General features: G+C 68.0%; 14 protein-coding genes. 3 read left to right on the top strand and 11 right to left on the bottom strand.

Going from position 1 to position 15,840, the window contains the following annotated elements:
- Positions 1 to 34: 34 nt before the first annotated feature.
- From NM2_RS37265 to NM2_RS37250, 6 genes are all read right to left on the bottom strand, one after another.
- Positions 35 to 1,294, bottom strand: coding sequence for an acyl-CoA dehydrogenase family protein (locus NM2_RS37265; RefSeq protein ID WP_067679417.1), 1,260 nt, complete (start codon positions 1,292 to 1,294; stop codon positions 35 to 37).
- 3 nt (positions 1,295 to 1,297) lie between these two features.
- Positions 1,298 to 3,658 carry a CaiB/BaiF CoA transferase family protein gene (locus NM2_RS37260; protein WP_067679414.1) on the bottom strand — a complete coding sequence of 787 codons (2,361 nt, stop codon included), beginning with the start codon at positions 3,656 to 3,658 and terminating at the stop codon, positions 1,298 to 1,300.
- A 102-nt stretch (positions 3,659 to 3,760) separates the two neighbouring features.
- Positions 3,761 to 3,901 (bottom strand): hypothetical protein, encoded by a 141-nt coding sequence (locus NM2_RS49710; protein WP_157121601.1) that lies wholly within the window; start codon positions 3,899 to 3,901, stop codon positions 3,761 to 3,763.
- A gap of 19 nt (positions 3,902 to 3,920) precedes the next feature.
- Positions 3,921 to 4,070 (bottom strand): hypothetical protein, encoded by a 150-nt coding sequence (locus tag NM2_RS48225; protein ID WP_084531965.1) that lies wholly within the window; start codon positions 4,068 to 4,070, stop codon positions 3,921 to 3,923.
- A gap of 74 nt (positions 4,071 to 4,144) precedes the next feature.
- Positions 4,145 to 4,885, bottom strand: coding sequence for a 3-oxoacyl-ACP reductase FabG (gene fabG, locus NM2_RS37255; RefSeq protein ID WP_067679412.1), 741 nt, complete (start codon positions 4,883 to 4,885; stop codon positions 4,145 to 4,147).
- Between the two features lie 191 nt (positions 4,886 to 5,076).
- Complete coding sequence (locus tag NM2_RS37250) at positions 5,077 to 6,264, bottom strand: acyl-CoA dehydrogenase family protein (protein ID WP_067679409.1); 1,188 nt, start codon at positions 6,262 to 6,264, stop codon at positions 5,077 to 5,079.
- Between the two features lie 108 nt (positions 6,265 to 6,372).
- Between NM2_RS37250 and NM2_RS37245 the strand changes: the two genes are divergently transcribed.
- Entirely contained in the window at positions 6,373 to 7,596 is a 1,224-nt protein-coding gene (locus NM2_RS37245; protein WP_067679406.1) for a CoA transferase, read from the top strand.
- Between the two features lie 187 nt (positions 7,597 to 7,783).
- Here the strand turns inward: NM2_RS37245 and NM2_RS37240 are convergent, their stop codons facing one another.
- The 5 genes from NM2_RS37240 to NM2_RS37220 are packed head-to-tail and all read right to left on the bottom strand — an operon-like array spanning position 7,784 to position 13,433.
- Positions 7,784 to 9,076 (bottom strand): acyl-CoA dehydrogenase family protein, encoded by a 1,293-nt coding sequence (locus NM2_RS37240; protein ID WP_067679403.1) that lies wholly within the window; start codon positions 9,074 to 9,076, stop codon positions 7,784 to 7,786.
- 46 nt (positions 9,077 to 9,122) lie between these two features.
- On the bottom strand, positions 9,123 to 9,887 hold the full coding sequence (locus NM2_RS37235; RefSeq protein ID WP_067679400.1) for an SDR family NAD(P)-dependent oxidoreductase: 765 nt from the start codon (positions 9,885 to 9,887) through the stop codon (positions 9,123 to 9,125).
- Between the two features lie 36 nt (positions 9,888 to 9,923).
- A complete protein-coding gene (locus tag NM2_RS37230) occupies positions 9,924 to 10,685 on the bottom strand; it encodes an SDR family NAD(P)-dependent oxidoreductase (protein ID WP_067679396.1) in 762 nt (253 codons plus the stop codon).
- 44 nt (positions 10,686 to 10,729) lie between these two features.
- Entirely contained in the window at positions 10,730 to 11,908 is a 1,179-nt protein-coding gene (locus NM2_RS37225) for a thiolase family protein (RefSeq protein ID WP_067679393.1), read from the bottom strand.
- Positions 11,909 to 11,954: 46 nt separating this feature from the next.
- Positions 11,955 to 13,433 (bottom strand): class I adenylate-forming enzyme family protein, encoded by a 1,479-nt coding sequence (locus NM2_RS37220; protein ID WP_067679390.1) that lies wholly within the window; start codon positions 13,431 to 13,433, stop codon positions 11,955 to 11,957.
- A 252-nt stretch (positions 13,434 to 13,685) separates the two neighbouring features.
- Between NM2_RS37220 and NM2_RS37215 the strand changes: the two genes are divergently transcribed.
- Together NM2_RS37215 and NM2_RS37210 are read left to right on the top strand one after the other, a co-directional pair.
- Positions 13,686 to 14,717: a phosphotransferase family protein gene (locus tag NM2_RS37215; protein WP_067679532.1), complete on the top strand. Its 1,032-nt coding sequence runs from the start codon at positions 13,686 to 13,688 to the stop codon at positions 14,715 to 14,717.
- 33 nt (positions 14,718 to 14,750) lie between these two features.
- The gene (locus tag NM2_RS37210) at positions 14,751 to 15,668 is read left to right on the top strand and encodes an enoyl-CoA hydratase (RefSeq protein WP_067679387.1); all 918 of its coding nucleotides are present in this window, start codon (positions 14,751 to 14,753) and stop codon (positions 15,666 to 15,668) included.
- Positions 15,669 to 15,840 lie beyond the last annotated feature (172 nt).

Raw genomic sequence — 15,840 nt, 5'->3', positions numbered from 1 at the left:
CCCGTTTCGCCGTGACTGCGGCGAAGGTGTCGAATCAGGCGCTGCGGCGACGGCCGATGTCCTGGAACGGGCCGCCGTCGAGGCGGGGCTCCTTCGGCAGCCCCAGCAACTGCTCGCCGATGATGTTGCGCTGGATCTGCGAACTCCCGCCGTAGATCGTGGCGGCGCGCGCGTACAGCGCGATGTCGGTCCAGCAGCGCGAGGAGTTGTCCGTGCCCGGGTTGGGCGTCACCAGGATTCCGTCGTTGCCGTTGCCGCTCGGGGCCAGCACCTCGAGCCCGAGCACTTCCATGCCGACCTCGGTGAGCCGCTGGAAGAACTCGCTCCAGATCACCTTCGAGAACGATCCGTCCACGCCGTACGAGCCGCCGTTGAGCAGCTTGGTCAGGGCGCGATAGCCGCGGAAGCGCATGGTCTGCACGCGCGACCAGCACCACGCCAGTTCGGCCCGGATGCGCGGGTCCGCGGTGAGGCCGCGCTCGCGGGCCAGTTCGATCAGTCGTTCCACCTCCCGGCCGAAGCGGACGGCGTCGGTGGTCGCGCGCACGCCGCGCTCGAAGCCCAGCAGGGTGTTGGCGGTTTTCCAGCCGCCGCCCACACCGCCGAGCACATGCGACGCGGGAGTGCGCGCGTCGGTGAAGAACACCTCGCTGAACGCGACATAGCCCGCCGCGTTGAGGATCGGCCGCACTTCCACTCCCGGCTGATCCATCGGCACCAGCAGGAACGACAGTCCCTTGTGCTTGGCGACGGTCGGATCGGTGCGCGCGATCACGAAGATCCAGTTCGCGTTGTGTCCCTGCGACGTCCACGTCTTCTGACCGTTGAGGACCCACTCGTCACCGTCGAGCACGGCGCGCGTGCGCATCCCGGCCAGATCGGATCCGGCCTCGGGCTCCGAATAGCCCTGGCACCAAACATGTTCCCCGGACAGCACCCGCGGCAGGAAGTACTCCTTCTGCTCGTCGGTGCCGAGCACGGTGATGGTGTTGCCGAGCAGTTTGATGCCGAGCGTGTCGTTCTCCGTGCCGTCGGGCACGCCCAGGCGCATGAGTTCCTCGTTCAGCACGACCTGCTCGATACTCGACAGACCGGCCCCGCCGAACTCCCTCGGCCACGACACGGCGAGAAGATCGTTGTCCGAGAGCACCTTTCGCCAACTGGTCAGGAACTCCTCCTGCTCGGCGGCGGGTAGCGCGCCGATACCGCGCCAGCCCTCGGGCAGTTCGGACTCGAGCAGCGCGCGAACCTCGGCGCGGTACGCCTCCGCGTCCGGAGGATAGGTGATGTCCATGGATCAGGCCTCCTTCGCCGCCGCGGGCAGCTTGCACACGCCGGCCATCAGGGCCTCGACCTGGTCGGCGGAGTAGCCGAGTTCGCCGAGAATTCCGGCCGAATGCTCGCCCAGGCGCGAACTGCCACCCTTGAACCGGCCCGGGGTGTCGGACAGATGGATCACCATGCCGACCTCCCGTGACCACCCGTACTCGGGATGGTGATGCTCGACCACCCGCCCCGACTCGACGGCCCACTCCTCCCACAGCAACTCCGGCATGACCGGGTAGTCGAGCGGGACCTCGGCGGGGACGCGATTGCCGTCGAGCAGCGCGAATGCCTTGTCGCTGGGCATTTCCGCGAATCGGGCGGCCAGCAGATCGGCGAGCGCCCCGGCGTTCGCGGCGCGCCCCGCGGTGGTCGTGAAGCGCTCGTCGGCGGCGAGATCGGCCAGATCCAGCGCTGCGGTCAGCCTGCCGAAGGCCGCGTCGCCGAACACCGCGATCGCGATCCAGCCGTCGGCGGTGTGGTACAGGCGGTACAGCGGTGACAGGCCCATCTGCTGGGAGTCGAGCTGATGCGCGGGCACCGCCGCGCCGTCCAGGGTGGCGGAGTGCTCGCTGATCACGAACAGACTCGAATGCAGTTGCGGGCTCTCGACATACTGCCCGGCGCCGGTGTTCGCGCGGTGGTGCAGCGCGAGCAGCACGGTGACCGCGCCGAGGAAACCGTTGTACAGATCCTCGTTGCCGATCACGCGGCGGATCGGCGCATTGCCCGCGCCCGCGCCCTCGAAGTTCAACCCCACCAGGCCCGAGACCAGTGGCGCGAACGACTTCAACGTGGATTTCGGTCCGCGCGAACCGAATCCGGGCAGATAGGCGTAGATCAGGTCCGGGTTGATCGACCGCAATTGCTCGTAGCCCAGGCCGATTTTCTCCGCTTTGCCCGGGCGATAGTTCTGCATCACCACATCGGCCTCGGCGACCAGGCGATGCGCGATCTCCTGCCCCTCGGCGGTGCGCAGATCCAGTGCGATATTGCGCTTGCCGCGGTTGGCGGCCTCGAACAGATCGCCCAGCGGGCGCATCTGATCACCGATCAGCGGCTCGATCTTGATCACGTCGGCGCCGAGATCCGACAGCAGACGCGCACCGAACCCGGTCGCGAAGTAGGAGCTGAAATCCAGAATCCGCACACCCTGCAACGGCGCGCCGACCTTCTCGCCCACCGGCGCGGCCGCCCACAGCGGCGAACGAGCGATCTCGCCGACCCGCTCGTTGTGCGCGCCGACGGCGGGTGCTGGTTCGGGCGTCGCGGGCACGGACTTCTCGAAGCGGATCACCGGGCCGATCTGCCGCAGCGTGCCGTGTTCGGCATCGGGCAGCTCGATCGCGACCTCGGCGAACATCACCTGATCGTCCGCGAAGGTCTCCTCGGGGTGCAGCACGGGCAATGCCGCGATGTCGGCGGCGTGGAACAGCTCGAGCCATTCATCGCGAGGACGCGACCGGAACGCCTCCGGCACCTTGTTGCGGGCGATGTCGAGTTCCACGTCGTCCAGCGGCACCGCCATCTCGGGCCCGGAGATCGACCGCGTCCGTTCGCCGAAGCCCAGCAGATCCATCATCCGCTTGTAGGAGCCGGGCCCGCCGGTGTGCGGGATCAGCCACTTTCCGTCCGCGCACTGGAAGGGATCGGTGATCAGCCGCTTGTTGCCGAAACCCTTCTGGGTCCCGCGGCGGGCGAGATAGGAGATGTCCTTCTCGTTCCACCACCAGTTCATCGACGAGATCGCCAGCATGCCGTCGAGCAGCGAGGTGTCGACCTTCTGACCCGTGCCGTTGAGCTTGCGGGCCCGCAGGGCGGCGAGGATTCCGATCGTGGTGATGAACGCCGTGCCGTAGGAGACGGTCGGATGTCCCAGGAATACCGGGCCGTCGCGGTGGCCACCCTGCTCGGCCATCTGCCCGAGGCGCGCGTTGAGCAGCGCCTCGTAGCCGGGGCGGCCCGCCAGTGGTCCGTCGTTGCCGTAGCCGGTGACCGAGCAGTACACGAGTTCGGGGAACGACTCGTGCATCCGGTCGTAACCGAGGCCGAGCGCTTCGGCCCGGCCCGCGCCGAAGGATTCGACGAAGACGTCCGCGCCGGCCAGGAGCCGTTCGGCGATCGCACGCCCCTCGGGGGTCGCGAGGTCGGCCTCGACGCTCCACTTGCCCCGGTCGGTCGACTTGCGCAAGGCCGAGTCCTTGTCGACCGGGCCACCGGGACGCTCGAGTTTGACCACCCGGGCGCCGTAGTCTGCGAGCATCATCGTCGAGATGGCCGCCGGCATACCCCAGCTCGCATCGATGACGACGAGTCCGTCGAGTGGACCAGCCATCTGAACACTCCTTACTGTTACGCGAATGCCGCACCCCTCCCGGCGCGTTCGCGCACGATCAGAGGTGTTGCGGCACAAAGAATTCCGGCCTGCGGCCGGGCCCTAGTCCGAGGACGGCAGGGGCTTGGCGGTGAGTAGTTCCATGGGCGCGCCGTGACAGGTGAACCGGCCCTGCCCCTTCTTGACACAGATGACCTGGGTCTCGCAGGTACCGCAGGTGTAGCGCTTACCGATCTCGTTCATCGTCGTGTTCTCTCTCCGGTCAGCTGCCGGCGAAGGTGATCTCGAGGGGGACGCCGCAGCAGGTCAGCGCGGACCCGCCCGCGGTCGTGACGATCGCCTCGGAGCCGCATTCGTCGCAACGCAGGCGGCTCCCGCCGGCAGCCTGCGTACCGGGTGTGTTGTCGGACATCTCCGCTCCTTCGCCGTGGATCCTTCCAGATCACCATAATGATAGTCATAAATTAAGGCAAGCAAGCTCGGCCGTCACATCAGACGGCCGCCGGTCACCTCGAGCACCGCGCCCGTCATATAGCTCGACAGGTCGCTGGCCAGGAACAACACCACCGACGCGATCTCGCTCGGCTCGCCGGCGCGACCCATCGGGATGTCCGCCATCTTCTGCTCCCAGATGCGCTCGGGCATCGCCTCGGTCATCGGGGTGCGAACCAGCCCGGGCTGCACGGCGTTGACGCGGACGCCTCGGAAGGCCACCTCTTTCGCGGCAGCCTTGGTCAACCCGACGATCCCCGCCTTGGCCGCCGAATAGTTGGTCTGCCCCACCATGCCGACCTTGCCCGAGATCGAGGAGATATTGACGATCGCGCCCGCGCCGTGCTCGCGCATCCGATCCGCGGCCACGCGGGTGCCGTTCCACGCGCCCTTGAGGTGCACGGCGACGACGTCGTCGAAATCCTGCTCGCTCATCTTGCGCATCGTCGAATCCCGCGTCATGCCCGCGTTGTTGACGAAGACGCCGAGCGGGCCGAACGCATCCTCGGCGATCTCGGTCGCGGACCGCACCGCGGCGCTGTCCCGGACATCGCAGCGCACATATCTGGCGACACCCGCACCGCCGAGTTCGTCCTGCGCCTTCGCACCCGCCTCGTCGTTGACGTCCGCGATCACCAACCTGGCCCCCTCGCGCACGAACGTGCGCGCGATCTCGAGACCGATGCCCTGCGCGGCCCCCGTCACGACGGCGACCCTGCCATCCAGTAATCCCACTGCCACTCCTGTTCGTCCGTCATTCCGATTCGCCACCGCGTGTTCCGGCGGTACCCGGCGCGCCGATTTCCCGCCTGCCGTCCGGACCGGTCGCCGTGAACACCGGACCCGTCGATTCCCCGAACGCCGCAGGTATCGCACCCATCGGCGTCTCGATATTCCGGACCGTCACGGTCGGCGGCACCGCCATCTCAGCGTCCCGCCACGCCAGCCGCCTTTTTCGCGGCGTTCACCACACCGCCGCCGATGATCAGGCGCTGGATCTCGCTGGTGCCCTCGTAGAGCCGCAGCAGTCGCACATCCCGGTAGATCCGCTCCACCGCGACCTCGCGCAGATATCCGGACCCGCCGTGCACCTGCACCGCGAGATCGGCTGCGCGGCCGACCATTTCGGTGCAGAACAGCTTGGCCGCGGACGGGCCGATCCGCCGGTCCTCCCCGGAGACGTAGCGGGCCGCGACCTCACGAACCATCGCCCGGCCCGCCATGACGCCGGTCGCGATATCGGCGATCATCGCCTGCACCAACTGGAAGTCCCCGATCGGCGTTCCGCCCTGGGGCGCCGTCGCGGCGTAGGCGCTCGCCTCGTCGAGCGCGCGCTGTGCCGTACCGACCGACAACGCCGCGATGTGCACCCGGCCCCGGGCCAGCGAGGTCATCGCGGCGCGATAGCCGACATCCTCGCTGCCGCCCACCAGGGCCGCGTGCGGCACCCGGACGTCGGTGAAATGCACGTCGGCGGTCCAGGCCCCCTCCTGCCCCATCTTGCGATCCTTGGGCGCGACCTCGACCCCCGGCGTATCGGCGGGCACGAGGAACACCGCGATGCCGGTGCCGTTCTCGTCGGCCGGGCGCGTCCGCGCGAACACGATGAACAGGTCGGCCAGCGGCGCGTTGGTGATGAAACGCTTGTCGCCGTTGATGATCCAGTCGTCGCCCTCGCGAGTCGCCCTGGTCCGCAGTCCGGCCGGATTGGATCCCGCGCCGGGTTCGGTGAGCGCGAACGAGGCGACGACGGCGCCGGAGGCGATGTCCTCGAGCCATCGCGCCTTCTGCTCGTCGGTGCCGAACCCCACCAGCACTTGACCGGCGATCCCATTGTTGGTGCCGAACATCGAGCGCAGCGACAACGCCGTGTACCCGAATTCCATCGCCAGCTCGACATCCTGGGTCAGGTCCAGCCCGAGTCCGCCCCACTCCTGCGGGATCGCGTAACCGAACAGACCCATGGCCGCGGCGTTCGCGCGGATGTCCCGCGGGATGCTGTCGGTATCCGCGATCTCCCGTTCCCGCGGCACCACCTGCTTGCGAATGAACTCCCGAGTCTGCGCCAGGATGTCAGCGAAATCCTCCGGGCTCACTGCCGAAATGCTTGCCATGGTGGCAGTATCACTCTCCGCGAATCATGCTGTCAAATGTTATGGTTCGATTTATTATCATTGATTGCACCGCACGCTCAGCGGCGGCGTCGCCCGGAGGATCCTGAAATGACCCCCACGAACCGCACGGATGATCGTCCCCTCGCCGGGGTCCGAGTCGTCGAGATCTCGAGCTTCGTCGCCTCTCCCCTGTGCGGCCTCACCCTGGGTCAGTTGGGCGCAGAGGTCATCCGGATCGACCCGATCGGCGGCGCGGCCGACATCGACCGGTGGCCACTGACCACTTCGGGGGAATCGATCTACTGGACCGGACTCAACCGGGGCAAACGATCACTGGCTCTGGACCTGCGCGGCGAGGCGGGACGTGAGATCGTCCAGCGCCTGGTGAGCGCCCCCGGTGACGGCGGCGGCATCCTGGTGACCAATGCGGGCGAGCGGGAATGGCTCAGCCACGACACCCTGTCCGCGCTGCGTTCCGACGTCATCACGCTCGAACTGCTCGGCCGCCACGACGGCCGCCCCGCCGTGGACTACACCGTCAACGCCGCGCTGGGATTCCCCCGGATCACGGGCCCGGTCGAGCACGACGGCGCGGTGAACCACGTGCTGCCCGCATGGGACGTCGCCGCGGGCCTGCACGCCGCGCTCGCGGTCACCGCGGCCGTACGCCGTCGCGAGCTCACCGGATCGGGGTCACGGATCGTCCTGCCGCTCGAGGACGTCGCCCTGGCGACCGCGGGCGCGCTCGGCTACCTCACCGAGGTGCAGATCAACGGCAGTGGCCGCGCCCCCACCGGCAACGCCGTATTCGGAACGTACGGAACCGATTTCGTCACCGCCGACGGTGAGCGGTTCATGGTCGTCGCGCTGACCTCGCGCCACTTCCGGGCCCTGACCGCCGTCACCGGCACCGAGCGGCTCGTCGCCGCGATGGAGTCGGCGCTGGGAGCCGACTTCGGCCACGAGAGCGACCGCTACGAACATCGCGACATGCTGACCGCGCTGTTCGCGCGCTGGTTCCGTGCCCACAGCGCCGAGCACGTCGGCCGGAAGCTGGACGCGTCCTCGGTCCTGCACGAGCGGTACCGCACGTTCGAGCAGGTGGTCCGGTCCGGCGACCTCGAAGTCAATCCGCTGTTCGCCCAGCTGACCCAACCACGGATCGGCGCCTACCTGGCCGCCGCCGCACCCGCCTCCTACGATGGCGCACACCTGCGGACCGGACCGGCTGCCCGATTGGGCGCGGACGGCCCGGACGTCCTGCGCGAGGTTCTCGCACTCGGCGATTCGGAGATCACCGCGCTGGAGAAAGCCGGTGTCCTCACGATCTAGCCGGATCGGCGTCACGGCGATACCACCGCCCGGATCGTCGCCACGGCAACCACCATCGGCGCGAACCGATTGATCCCAGGGCGAGCACCTGCGGCGAGGCATCGTCGTCCGCAACCGAAACATCACCGAACTGCTAAGGGCCGCAGAGCATTTCAGAATTGCTCTACGGCCCGTCCCGCACCGGTGTCTATCCGTCGATGTCGCTCAATACGTCCGCGAACTTCGCGCGGGCCTGCTGCTCGAGCGCGGGCACGTGGTAGCTCGGGAACAAACCCTCGTGCGGTGTCGCATCCCGCAGCAGCTGACGGGCCAGCCCGATCTTGTGGATCTCCGTGGCCCCGTCGGCCAGGCCCATGTGGTACGCCTCGAACAACCACTTGCCCAGGGGAAGTTCCTTCGAGACACCGAGAGAACCGTGCAACTGCACCGCTCGCGAGGTCACATCGAGCAGTACCTTGGGCATCGCCGCCTTGACCGCCGCGATGTCCTTGATGACCTTGCGGTAGTCGTTCTCCTGATCGATCCGCCACGCGGTGCGCAGTACCAGCAGCCGGAACTGCTCGAGCTGCAACCACGAATCGGCGATCATCTCCTGCACGAGCTGCTTGTCCCCCAGCCTGCTGCCCCGCGTCGTGCGCGAGACCGCACGCTCGAGCATCATGTCCAGCGAGCGCCGCACCAGCCCGACCGTGCGCATCGCATGGTGGATGCGGCCGCCGCCGAGGCGGGTCTGCGCCACCTCGAACCCCTGCCCGACGCCACCGAGGATGTGGTCCTTGGGGATCCGCACATCGGTCCATCGGGTGTAGGCGTGTGTGCCGACCTCGTAGTCGTGGCCCCACACACCGGTATTGCGGACTATCTCGAGTCCGGGCGTCTCGGCCGGGACGATGAACTGCGACAACCGCCGGTGCGGCTCGGCCTCGGGATCGGTCACCGCCATGACGATGTAGAACGAGGCGAAGCGCGCGTTGGAGCCGAACCACTTCTCGCCGTTGATCACCCATTCGTCACCGTCGAGCACGGCCGTGGTCTCGAACTCGACCGGATTCGATCCGCCCTGCGGTTCGGTCATCGCATAGCAGGAGACGATCTTGTTCTCGATAAGCGGCTCGAGGTAGCGCCGCTTGAGTTCCGGGGTGCCGTAGTGTGCGAGGATCTCGGTGTTGCCCGAGTCCGGCGCCTGGGACCCGAACACGATCGGCCCCGAGTGGGTGCGTCCGACGATCTCGTTGAGCAGCGCCAGTTTCAGCTGGCCGTAACCCGGCCCGCCCAGTTCCGGCCCGAGATGCGTCGCCCACAGCCCCTTCTCCCGGACCTTGTCCTGCAACGGTGGTATCAGCTTCTGCCGCAACGGATCCCGCAGGTCCCACGCGTGAGTGATGACCTGGTCGATCGGCTCGACCTCGGCGGTGACGAACTCGTCGGCCCAGTCGAGCACCTGCTGATACTCGGGGTCGGTCTCGAATCCCCAGCTCATATCGTGGTTCCTAAACAGTTGGTAGGGAAAGGTTCTGGTCGGGTGGTCACCGCATCGCGGTGCGGCCGCCGTCGACCGGGATGATCGCGCCGGAGGTATAACCGGACCCCGGTCCCGCGAGATACAATGCGGCGCCGACGATCTCGCCGGGATTTCCGGCGCGGCCCAGCGGCAGGGCCTTCATCTTCTCGGCGACCACGTCCATATCCCACGCCTTGCTGATATCGGTGAGGAAAGGACCGGCCATGATCGCGTTGACCCGCACGGTGGGCCCGTACGCCTGCGCGAATCCCTTGGTCAGGATGTTCAGCCCGGCCTTGGCCGCGGCGTAGGGCAGTTCCTCGGGAGTGGGCCGTTCCGCGGCGATCGAACTGATGTTGATGATCGACCCGCCGCCGCCCGCGGCCATCCGCGGGGCGATCAACGTCGTGAGCCGGAAAGCCCCCTTGAGGTTGACGTCGAACACCTTGTCGAAGAGCGCCTCGGAGACTTCTTCCAGGCTCGGGTACAGCGGCGACATCCCCGCGTTGTTGACCAGGATGTCGACCTTGCCGAATTCGTCGTAGACCCGGGCGACCAAGCGCTCCTGCGCATCCCAGTCGCCGACGTGGCAGGCCACCGGCAGCGCACGTCGTCCCGTGGTCGCGGTGACCTCGGCCGCCACCTTCTCACAGCTGTCGAGCTTGCGGCTGACCACGACCGTGTCGGCCCCGGCCTTCGCGAACGCGAGCACCATCTCACGGCCGAGCCCCCGGCTGCCGCCGGTCACCAGAGCGACCTTGCCCTCGAGTGGAAGGGTCGGAGCTGTCATCGTCGTATCTCCTTGTCGGGTAATCGAATATCGCGATCAGCGCGGGGCCATCCGGATCGCGCCGTCGAGCCGGACGACCTCGCCGTTGAGCATCGAATTGGACACGATATGCGCTGCGAGAGAAGCGAATTCCACGGGATTGCCGAGCCGTGCGGGGTGCGGGGTCTGCGCGCCGAGCGATGCCTTCGCCGCGTCGTTCAGGCCCGCGAGCAGCGGGGTGTCGAACAGTCCCGGCGCGATGGACACGACCCGGATCGCGAGCGACGCCAGATCCCGTGCCAACGGTAGCGTCATCCCGGCGATGCCGGCCTTCGAGGCCGCGTAGGCGGCCTGACCGATCTGTCCCTCGAAGGCCGCGACCGACGCGGTCGTCACGATGACACCACGTTCCTCGCCGTCGCGATCCAGGCGCGACATCCGTTCGGCGGCCAACCGCACCACGTTGAACGTACCGATCAGGTTGATCCGCACGACGGCGGCGAACGCGTCGAGCGGGAAAACGCCCTGGCGGCCCACGACCCGCAGCGACCGGCCCGTGCCCGCGCAGCTGACGACCGCGCGGAGTTCGCCGAGATCTTCGGCCGCGTCCAGCGCCCGCGCCACAGCCGACTCGTCGGTGATGTCGGCGGCGGCGAACACAACGTTCGGGCCGAGTTGCGCGGCGATGGCCGCGCCCGGCGATGTCGGCAGGTCGAGCAGCGCCACCTTGGATCCCCGCTCGATCAGGTGGCGGGCCGTTGCGAGTCCGAGACCGGACGCACCACCGGTGACGAGTGTGACCTTGCCATTGATATCCACGAATGCGCCTTCCTCGGCTGCTGTCGGAATTCGTTGTCGAATGCTCAAATACGTTCGACGAGAAGGGCATTGGCCATCCCGCCGTGTTCACACATCGTCTGCAGGCCGTACCGGCCGCCGGTGCGCTCGAGCTCCCCGACCATGGTCGCCAGCAGCCGTACTCCGGATGCGCCGATCGCATGACCGAGCGCGATCGCGCCGCCGACGGGGTTGAGCCGATCCGGATCCGCGTCGAACTCGCGCGCCCATGCCAGCGGCACCGAGGCGAAAGCCTCGTTGACTTCGTAGACGTCGATATCGGCGACGGCGAGACGGGTGCGATCGAGGATCTTGCGGGTGGCGGGGATCGGCGCGGTGAGCATGTACAGCGGGTCGTCACCGGCGACCGCGAAGCCGGCGAAGCGCGCGCGGGGCGTCAGCCCGAGCTGGGCGGCCTTCTCCTCGGACATGATCAGGGTCGCGGCGGCCGCATCGGTCAGCGGCGAGGAGTTGCCCGGAGTGATCATCCAGTCCAGGCCGGGGAAACGCTGTGCCGCCTCCTCGGAGTGGAAGGAGGCGCGCAATGTGCCCAGGCCGTCGACGGTTGTGGTGGCGCGAATCGTCTCGTCGGTGGCGTGTGCGCCACCCGGCACCGGAACCGGAACGATCTCGCGATCGAAGTGGCCCGCGGCGACCGCGGCGGCGGCGCGCCGGTGCGACTCGAAGGCATACCGGTCGACATCGTCGCGGTGCAGGCCGTACCTGTGCGCCACCAGTTCCGCGGCGACGCCCTGACTGATCCAGCCCTGCGGATATCGCTGTGCGAGTGCGGTTCCCACCAGATCACGACCCATCGGCGCGGTGCCCATCGGTACCCGGCTCATCGACTCGACCCCGCAGGCGACGACGACGTCGTAGGCGCCCGCGAGGACGCCCTGCGCCGCGAAGTGCACCGCCTGCTGACTCGAACCGCACGCGCGCGTCACGGTCGTGGCGGGCGTGGACTCGGGCAGTCCCGCGGCCAGCGCCGCGGACCGGGTGATGTTGCCGGCCTGCTCGGAGGCCTGGCTCACGCAGCCGCCGATGACGTCGTCGACGAGGACGGGGTCGATGTCGCTGCGCGACATCAGCGATCGCAGCACCTCGGCCAGCAGGTCGACCGGGTGGACGCCGGACAGCGCGCCACCGGTTTTGCCTCGGCCCGAGGCCGAACGGACGACGTCGACGATCACGGCACTTCGCATGGATCCTCCAGAAGAACGGAAAACTATGGTGAACAGATGTGCGGCGTCAGCCGGCGACCCGCGCGACCAGATCGCGGCGCACCAGTTTTCCGGTGGCGGTCCTGGGCAGTTCGGCCACGAACACGACCTCATCGGGCGTCCGGGAGCCCCGCAGGCGCTCGCGACACCAGGTCCGGACCGCGTCGGCGTCGGCGTGGACTTCGGCGTTCGGCACGATCACCGCGCAGATTCGTTCGCCCCACTCGTCGTCGGGAATACCGATGACGGCGACCTCCCGGACGTCGCCGTGCTGGACCAGGACGTCCTCGATCTCGGCCGGGGCGATGTTCTCACCGCCGCGAATGATCGTGTCGTCGGCGCGGCCGCCGATGTACAGGTAACCGTCCTCGATGCGAGCCTGATCCCGGGTCGGGAACCAGCCGTCGGCGTCCAGCGCCGACCCCTTGCCCATGTATTCCCCGCTGACCTGCGCGCCCCGCACCCAGAGCAGGCCGGTCTCGCCGTCTGCGAGTACGGCGTCGTTCTCGTCGCGGATCTGGGCCTGCATCCCTGGCACGATCCGCCCGACCGACGACAGGCGGGCGCGGATCGCCGGATCCGCCAGGGCCGCACGGTGATCGTCGGGACCGAGCACGCCGATCGTCGAACTGGTCTCGGTCAGCCCGTAGGCGTTGACGAACCCGGTGTCGGGGAACGCCTCCAGCGCCCGCTCGAGCACGGGCTGCGGCATGCGGGCGCCGCCGTAGGCCAGCGATGCCAGCCTCGGCGCGTCACCCGGCGCGCCGTTGAGGTGCTCGACCACGCGCGCGAGCATCGTCGGCACCACCATCGCGCCGGTGATCCCCTCCTCCCGGACGATGTCGAGCCAGCCCTGCGGGGTGAAGTCCGGCAGATACACCATCCGCCGACCCGCGTAGACGTTGCTGAGCACCGCGCCCATCCCGGCGATGTGATAGGGCGGCGTGCTGACCAGCGTCGCGTCTTCCGCTGCGGCGGAACCGAATTCGACCGTGTTGAGCAGGTAGGACAGCAAATGCTGGTGACGCAGCAGCACCCCCTTGGGCGCCGAGGTGGTGCCGCTGGTGAACAAGACGACCGCGGTGGTGTCGTCGGGCGCGGTATCGGCGACAGCGGGTCCGGCCGAGTGTGCGAGTTCGAGAAACCGCTCAGTCGTGAGTACGGTGTCGGCGACTCCGTCCAGGTTGTCCCGATACGCCGGGTCGGCGACGATCACCGGCCGGTCGAGCTGTCCGATCAGATCGCGCAACTGGCCGGCCGCGAGCCGGTAGTTCAGCGGCGCGATCGGAATCCCGGCGCGGGCGGCCGCGAAGGTCAGCACCGGCAGCACCGGGCCGTTGACGCCGACGAAGACGACGTGCGCCGCACCGTACCCGGTCAGGACCGCCGCGCCCCGGGAGGCGGCGTCGCTGAGCTGCTGGTAGGTCATGCCTGCCGCATGGCGCCCCACGGCGAGCCTGTCCGGATGGACCGACACAGCCATGTCCAGAACCATTTCGATACCCATTGCACCACCTGGTGAGAACGCGTCGTTTCATGATGTGCGCCCGACCAGCCGGGCCTTGCGAGTCCGGCAACCTTCGGGCAGCCTGCGACAAACGATAACAACCATGCGCCTCAATTTGAAATAATTCATGACAATGGTTGCTAGAGATGTGTAGTCTCCGATGGGCGCGGATGAGCTGGATCACTCCGCGGCACCCACTCCCGCGGCACCGCCGCTCACACATCGGATACGGAAAGACACGAGGTGAAGTCGATGATCGATCGGGATCCGGTAGATGTCGCCGCGCTGACGGCGTGGCTCGACCGGGACGAGGTCGGGACCGGCCCCATCACCGATGTGTGCGCACTGACGGGTGGCACCCAGAACATCCTCGTTCGCTTCTCCCGGGACGGCGTCGATTACGTCTTCCGTCGTCCGCCCCTGCACAAACGCAGCAACAGTGACGAGACGATGCGTCGCGAAGCACGGCTGCTCGCCGCGCTCGCCGGCAGCGCGGTCCCCCATCCGCGTCTGGTCACGGCATGCGAGGACCTCCAGGTGCTCGGCTGCGTCTTCTTCGTGATGGAGGCGGTCGAAGGGTTCACCGCCACCGCCGAGGTGCCCGAGCCGTTCGCCTCGTCGCCCGATCTGCAGCACGCGATGGGCCTGTCCGTGGTCGGCGGCGCGGCAACTCTCGCGTCGGTGGACCCCGCGGTCCTGGGCTCGGCGCAACTCGCTCGCGCCGACGGATGGATCGACCGGCAGGTCGATCGCTGGCGACGGCAGCTCGACTCGTATCACGAACTCGACGGCTGGCCGGGCCCCGACCTCGACGGTGTGGACGAGATCGGCCGATGGCTCGACACGCACCGGCCCGCGCGGTGGCGCAAGGGAATCATCCACGGCGACTACCACTTCGGAAACGTGATGTTCCATCGCGACCGCCCGGAGGTGGCGGCAGTCGTCGACTGGGAGCTGGGCACTGTCGGGGATCCACTGCTCGATCTGGGTCATCTCCTGGCGACCTGGCCCGACCCCGAGGAGTCCCGCACCGTGGGTCTTGCGCGCCGGCTGGACGGCCTTCCCGCACGCGCGGAAGTCATCGCCCACTACGGCGCCGCGAGCGGCCGGGACATGTCCGAGTTCGACTGGTATCAGGTGCTCGCCTGCTATCGCCTCGCGATCATCCTCGAGGGCACCCACGCGCGCGCCTGTGCCGGAAAGGCCGACGCCACGCTCGGCCGCCGCTTCCACGGCGTCTCCCAGGCCCTGCTCGACCAGGCGCTCAGGCTCGTCCGGTCGTGACCGAAACCCCTTGACCGGAAAGGACATTCACCCATGCCGCGAGGCGACCACCATCCCGCCGAATACAAATACCTGCGCTACGAGACCCACGACGACGGCACGATCGTGCGAATCGTGTTGAGCCGCCCGAAATATCGCAACGCCCAGAACCGTGGCCTGCTCGTGGAGCTCACCGAGGCCTTCCTGCGGGCCGAGGCCGACGACGCGGTACGGGTGGTCGTCCTCGCCGGCGACGGCCCCGCGTTCTCCTCCGGCCACGATCTCGGCAGCCCCGACTACCGCGCCGAACGTGAGCCCGGTCCCGATCAGCACTGGTCGTTCACCTGCACCGGCGCAACGCACGACGCCGTGGAGTCCCGCTACCACCAGGAGTGGCACTACTTCTACGAGAACACCCTGCGATGGCGCAAACTCCGCAAGATCACCATCGCGCAGGTGCACGGGAACGTCTTCTCCGCGGCCCTGATGCTGACGTGGGCGTGCGATCTCATCGTCGCCGCGGAAGGCACGCGATTCGCCGACGTCGTCGCCACCCGGCTGGGCATGTGCGGTGTCGAATACTTCGGCCACCCTTGGGAATTCGGCGCGCGCAAGACCAAGGAACTGCTGCTCACCGGTGACTGCATCGACGCCGAGGACGCCCGCGCCCTGGGCATGGTGAGCAAGATCTTCCCCGCGGAGGAACTGGGTGATCGAACCCTGGATTTCGCCCGCCGGATCGCGCGGGTACCGACCATGGCGGCCTTGCTGGTCAAGGATTCGGTGAATCAGAGCCAGGATGCGATGGGCTTGTCCCACGCGCTCGATTCCTGCTTCACGATCCACCAGCTCGGCCACGCGCAGTGGACCTATCTGTCCGGCGGTAAGAGCCCGGTCGGAACCCCGGAACTGGGTCTGCCCGACTGGAAGTCCGCGCCAGTGGTCGAGCGGGCGGACCCGTATCGCCCTTGAGCTGGTCCGGTCGCGGGTCGGCTGTGGACCCGTTCCGGTGTGATGCCGGAGCTATATCTCCCCGGGCAGCGAAGGCCGGGGAGTCTCATGAGAGGAACAATGATGAGGAAAATCGCCGCTGCCTGTGCCTTGGTAGCCGGAGCCACCGTGGGTATCGCGGGAACCGCGCAGG

The sequence above is a fragment of the Nocardia miyunensis NBRC 108239 genome, assembly GCF_001613065.1.
Taxonomy (GTDB): domain Bacteria; phylum Actinomycetota; class Actinomycetes; order Mycobacteriales; family Mycobacteriaceae; genus Nocardia; species Nocardia miyunensis.
This window is presented reverse-complemented; position numbering and strand designations above follow the sequence as displayed.

Bases quoted from the DNA above. Each gene is read 5' to 3' on its own strand.
- NM2_RS37265 (WP_067679417.1), bottom strand. From the start codon at position 1,294: ATGGACATCACCTATCCTCCGGACGCGGAGGCGTACCGCGCCGAGGTT.
- NM2_RS37250 (WP_067679409.1), bottom strand. From the start codon at position 6,264: ATGGCAAGCATTTCGGCAGTGAGCCCGGAGGATTTCGCTGACATCCTG.
- NM2_RS37215 (WP_067679532.1), top strand. From the start codon at position 13,686: ATGATCGATCGGGATCCGGTAGATGTCGCCGCGCTGACGGCGTGGCTC.
- NM2_RS37220 (WP_067679390.1), bottom strand. From the start codon at position 13,433: ATGGGTATCGAAATGGTTCTGGACATGGCTGTGTCGGTCCATCCGGAC.
- NM2_RS49710 (WP_157121601.1), bottom strand. From the start codon at position 3,901: ATGAACGAGATCGGTAAGCGCTACACCTGCGGTACCTGCGAGACCCAG.
- NM2_RS37260 (WP_067679414.1), bottom strand. From the start codon at position 3,658: ATGGCTGGTCCACTCGACGGACTCGTCGTCATCGATGCGAGCTGGGGT.
- NM2_RS37240 (WP_067679403.1), bottom strand. From the start codon at position 9,076: ATGAGCTGGGGATTCGAGACCGACCCCGAGTATCAGCAGGTGCTCGAC.
- NM2_RS48225 (WP_084531965.1), bottom strand. From the start codon at position 4,070: ATGTCCGACAACACACCCGGTACGCAGGCTGCCGGCGGGAGCCGCCTG.
- NM2_RS37235 (WP_067679400.1), bottom strand. From the start codon at position 9,887: ATGACAGCTCCGACCCTTCCACTCGAGGGCAAGGTCGCTCTGGTGACC.
- NM2_RS37225 (WP_067679393.1), bottom strand. From the start codon at position 11,908: ATGCGAAGTGCCGTGATCGTCGACGTCGTCCGTTCGGCCTCGGGCCGA.
- NM2_RS37245 (WP_067679406.1), top strand. From the start codon at position 6,373: ATGACCCCCACGAACCGCACGGATGATCGTCCCCTCGCCGGGGTCCGA.
- NM2_RS37210 (WP_067679387.1), top strand. From the start codon at position 14,751: ATGCCGCGAGGCGACCACCATCCCGCCGAATACAAATACCTGCGCTAC.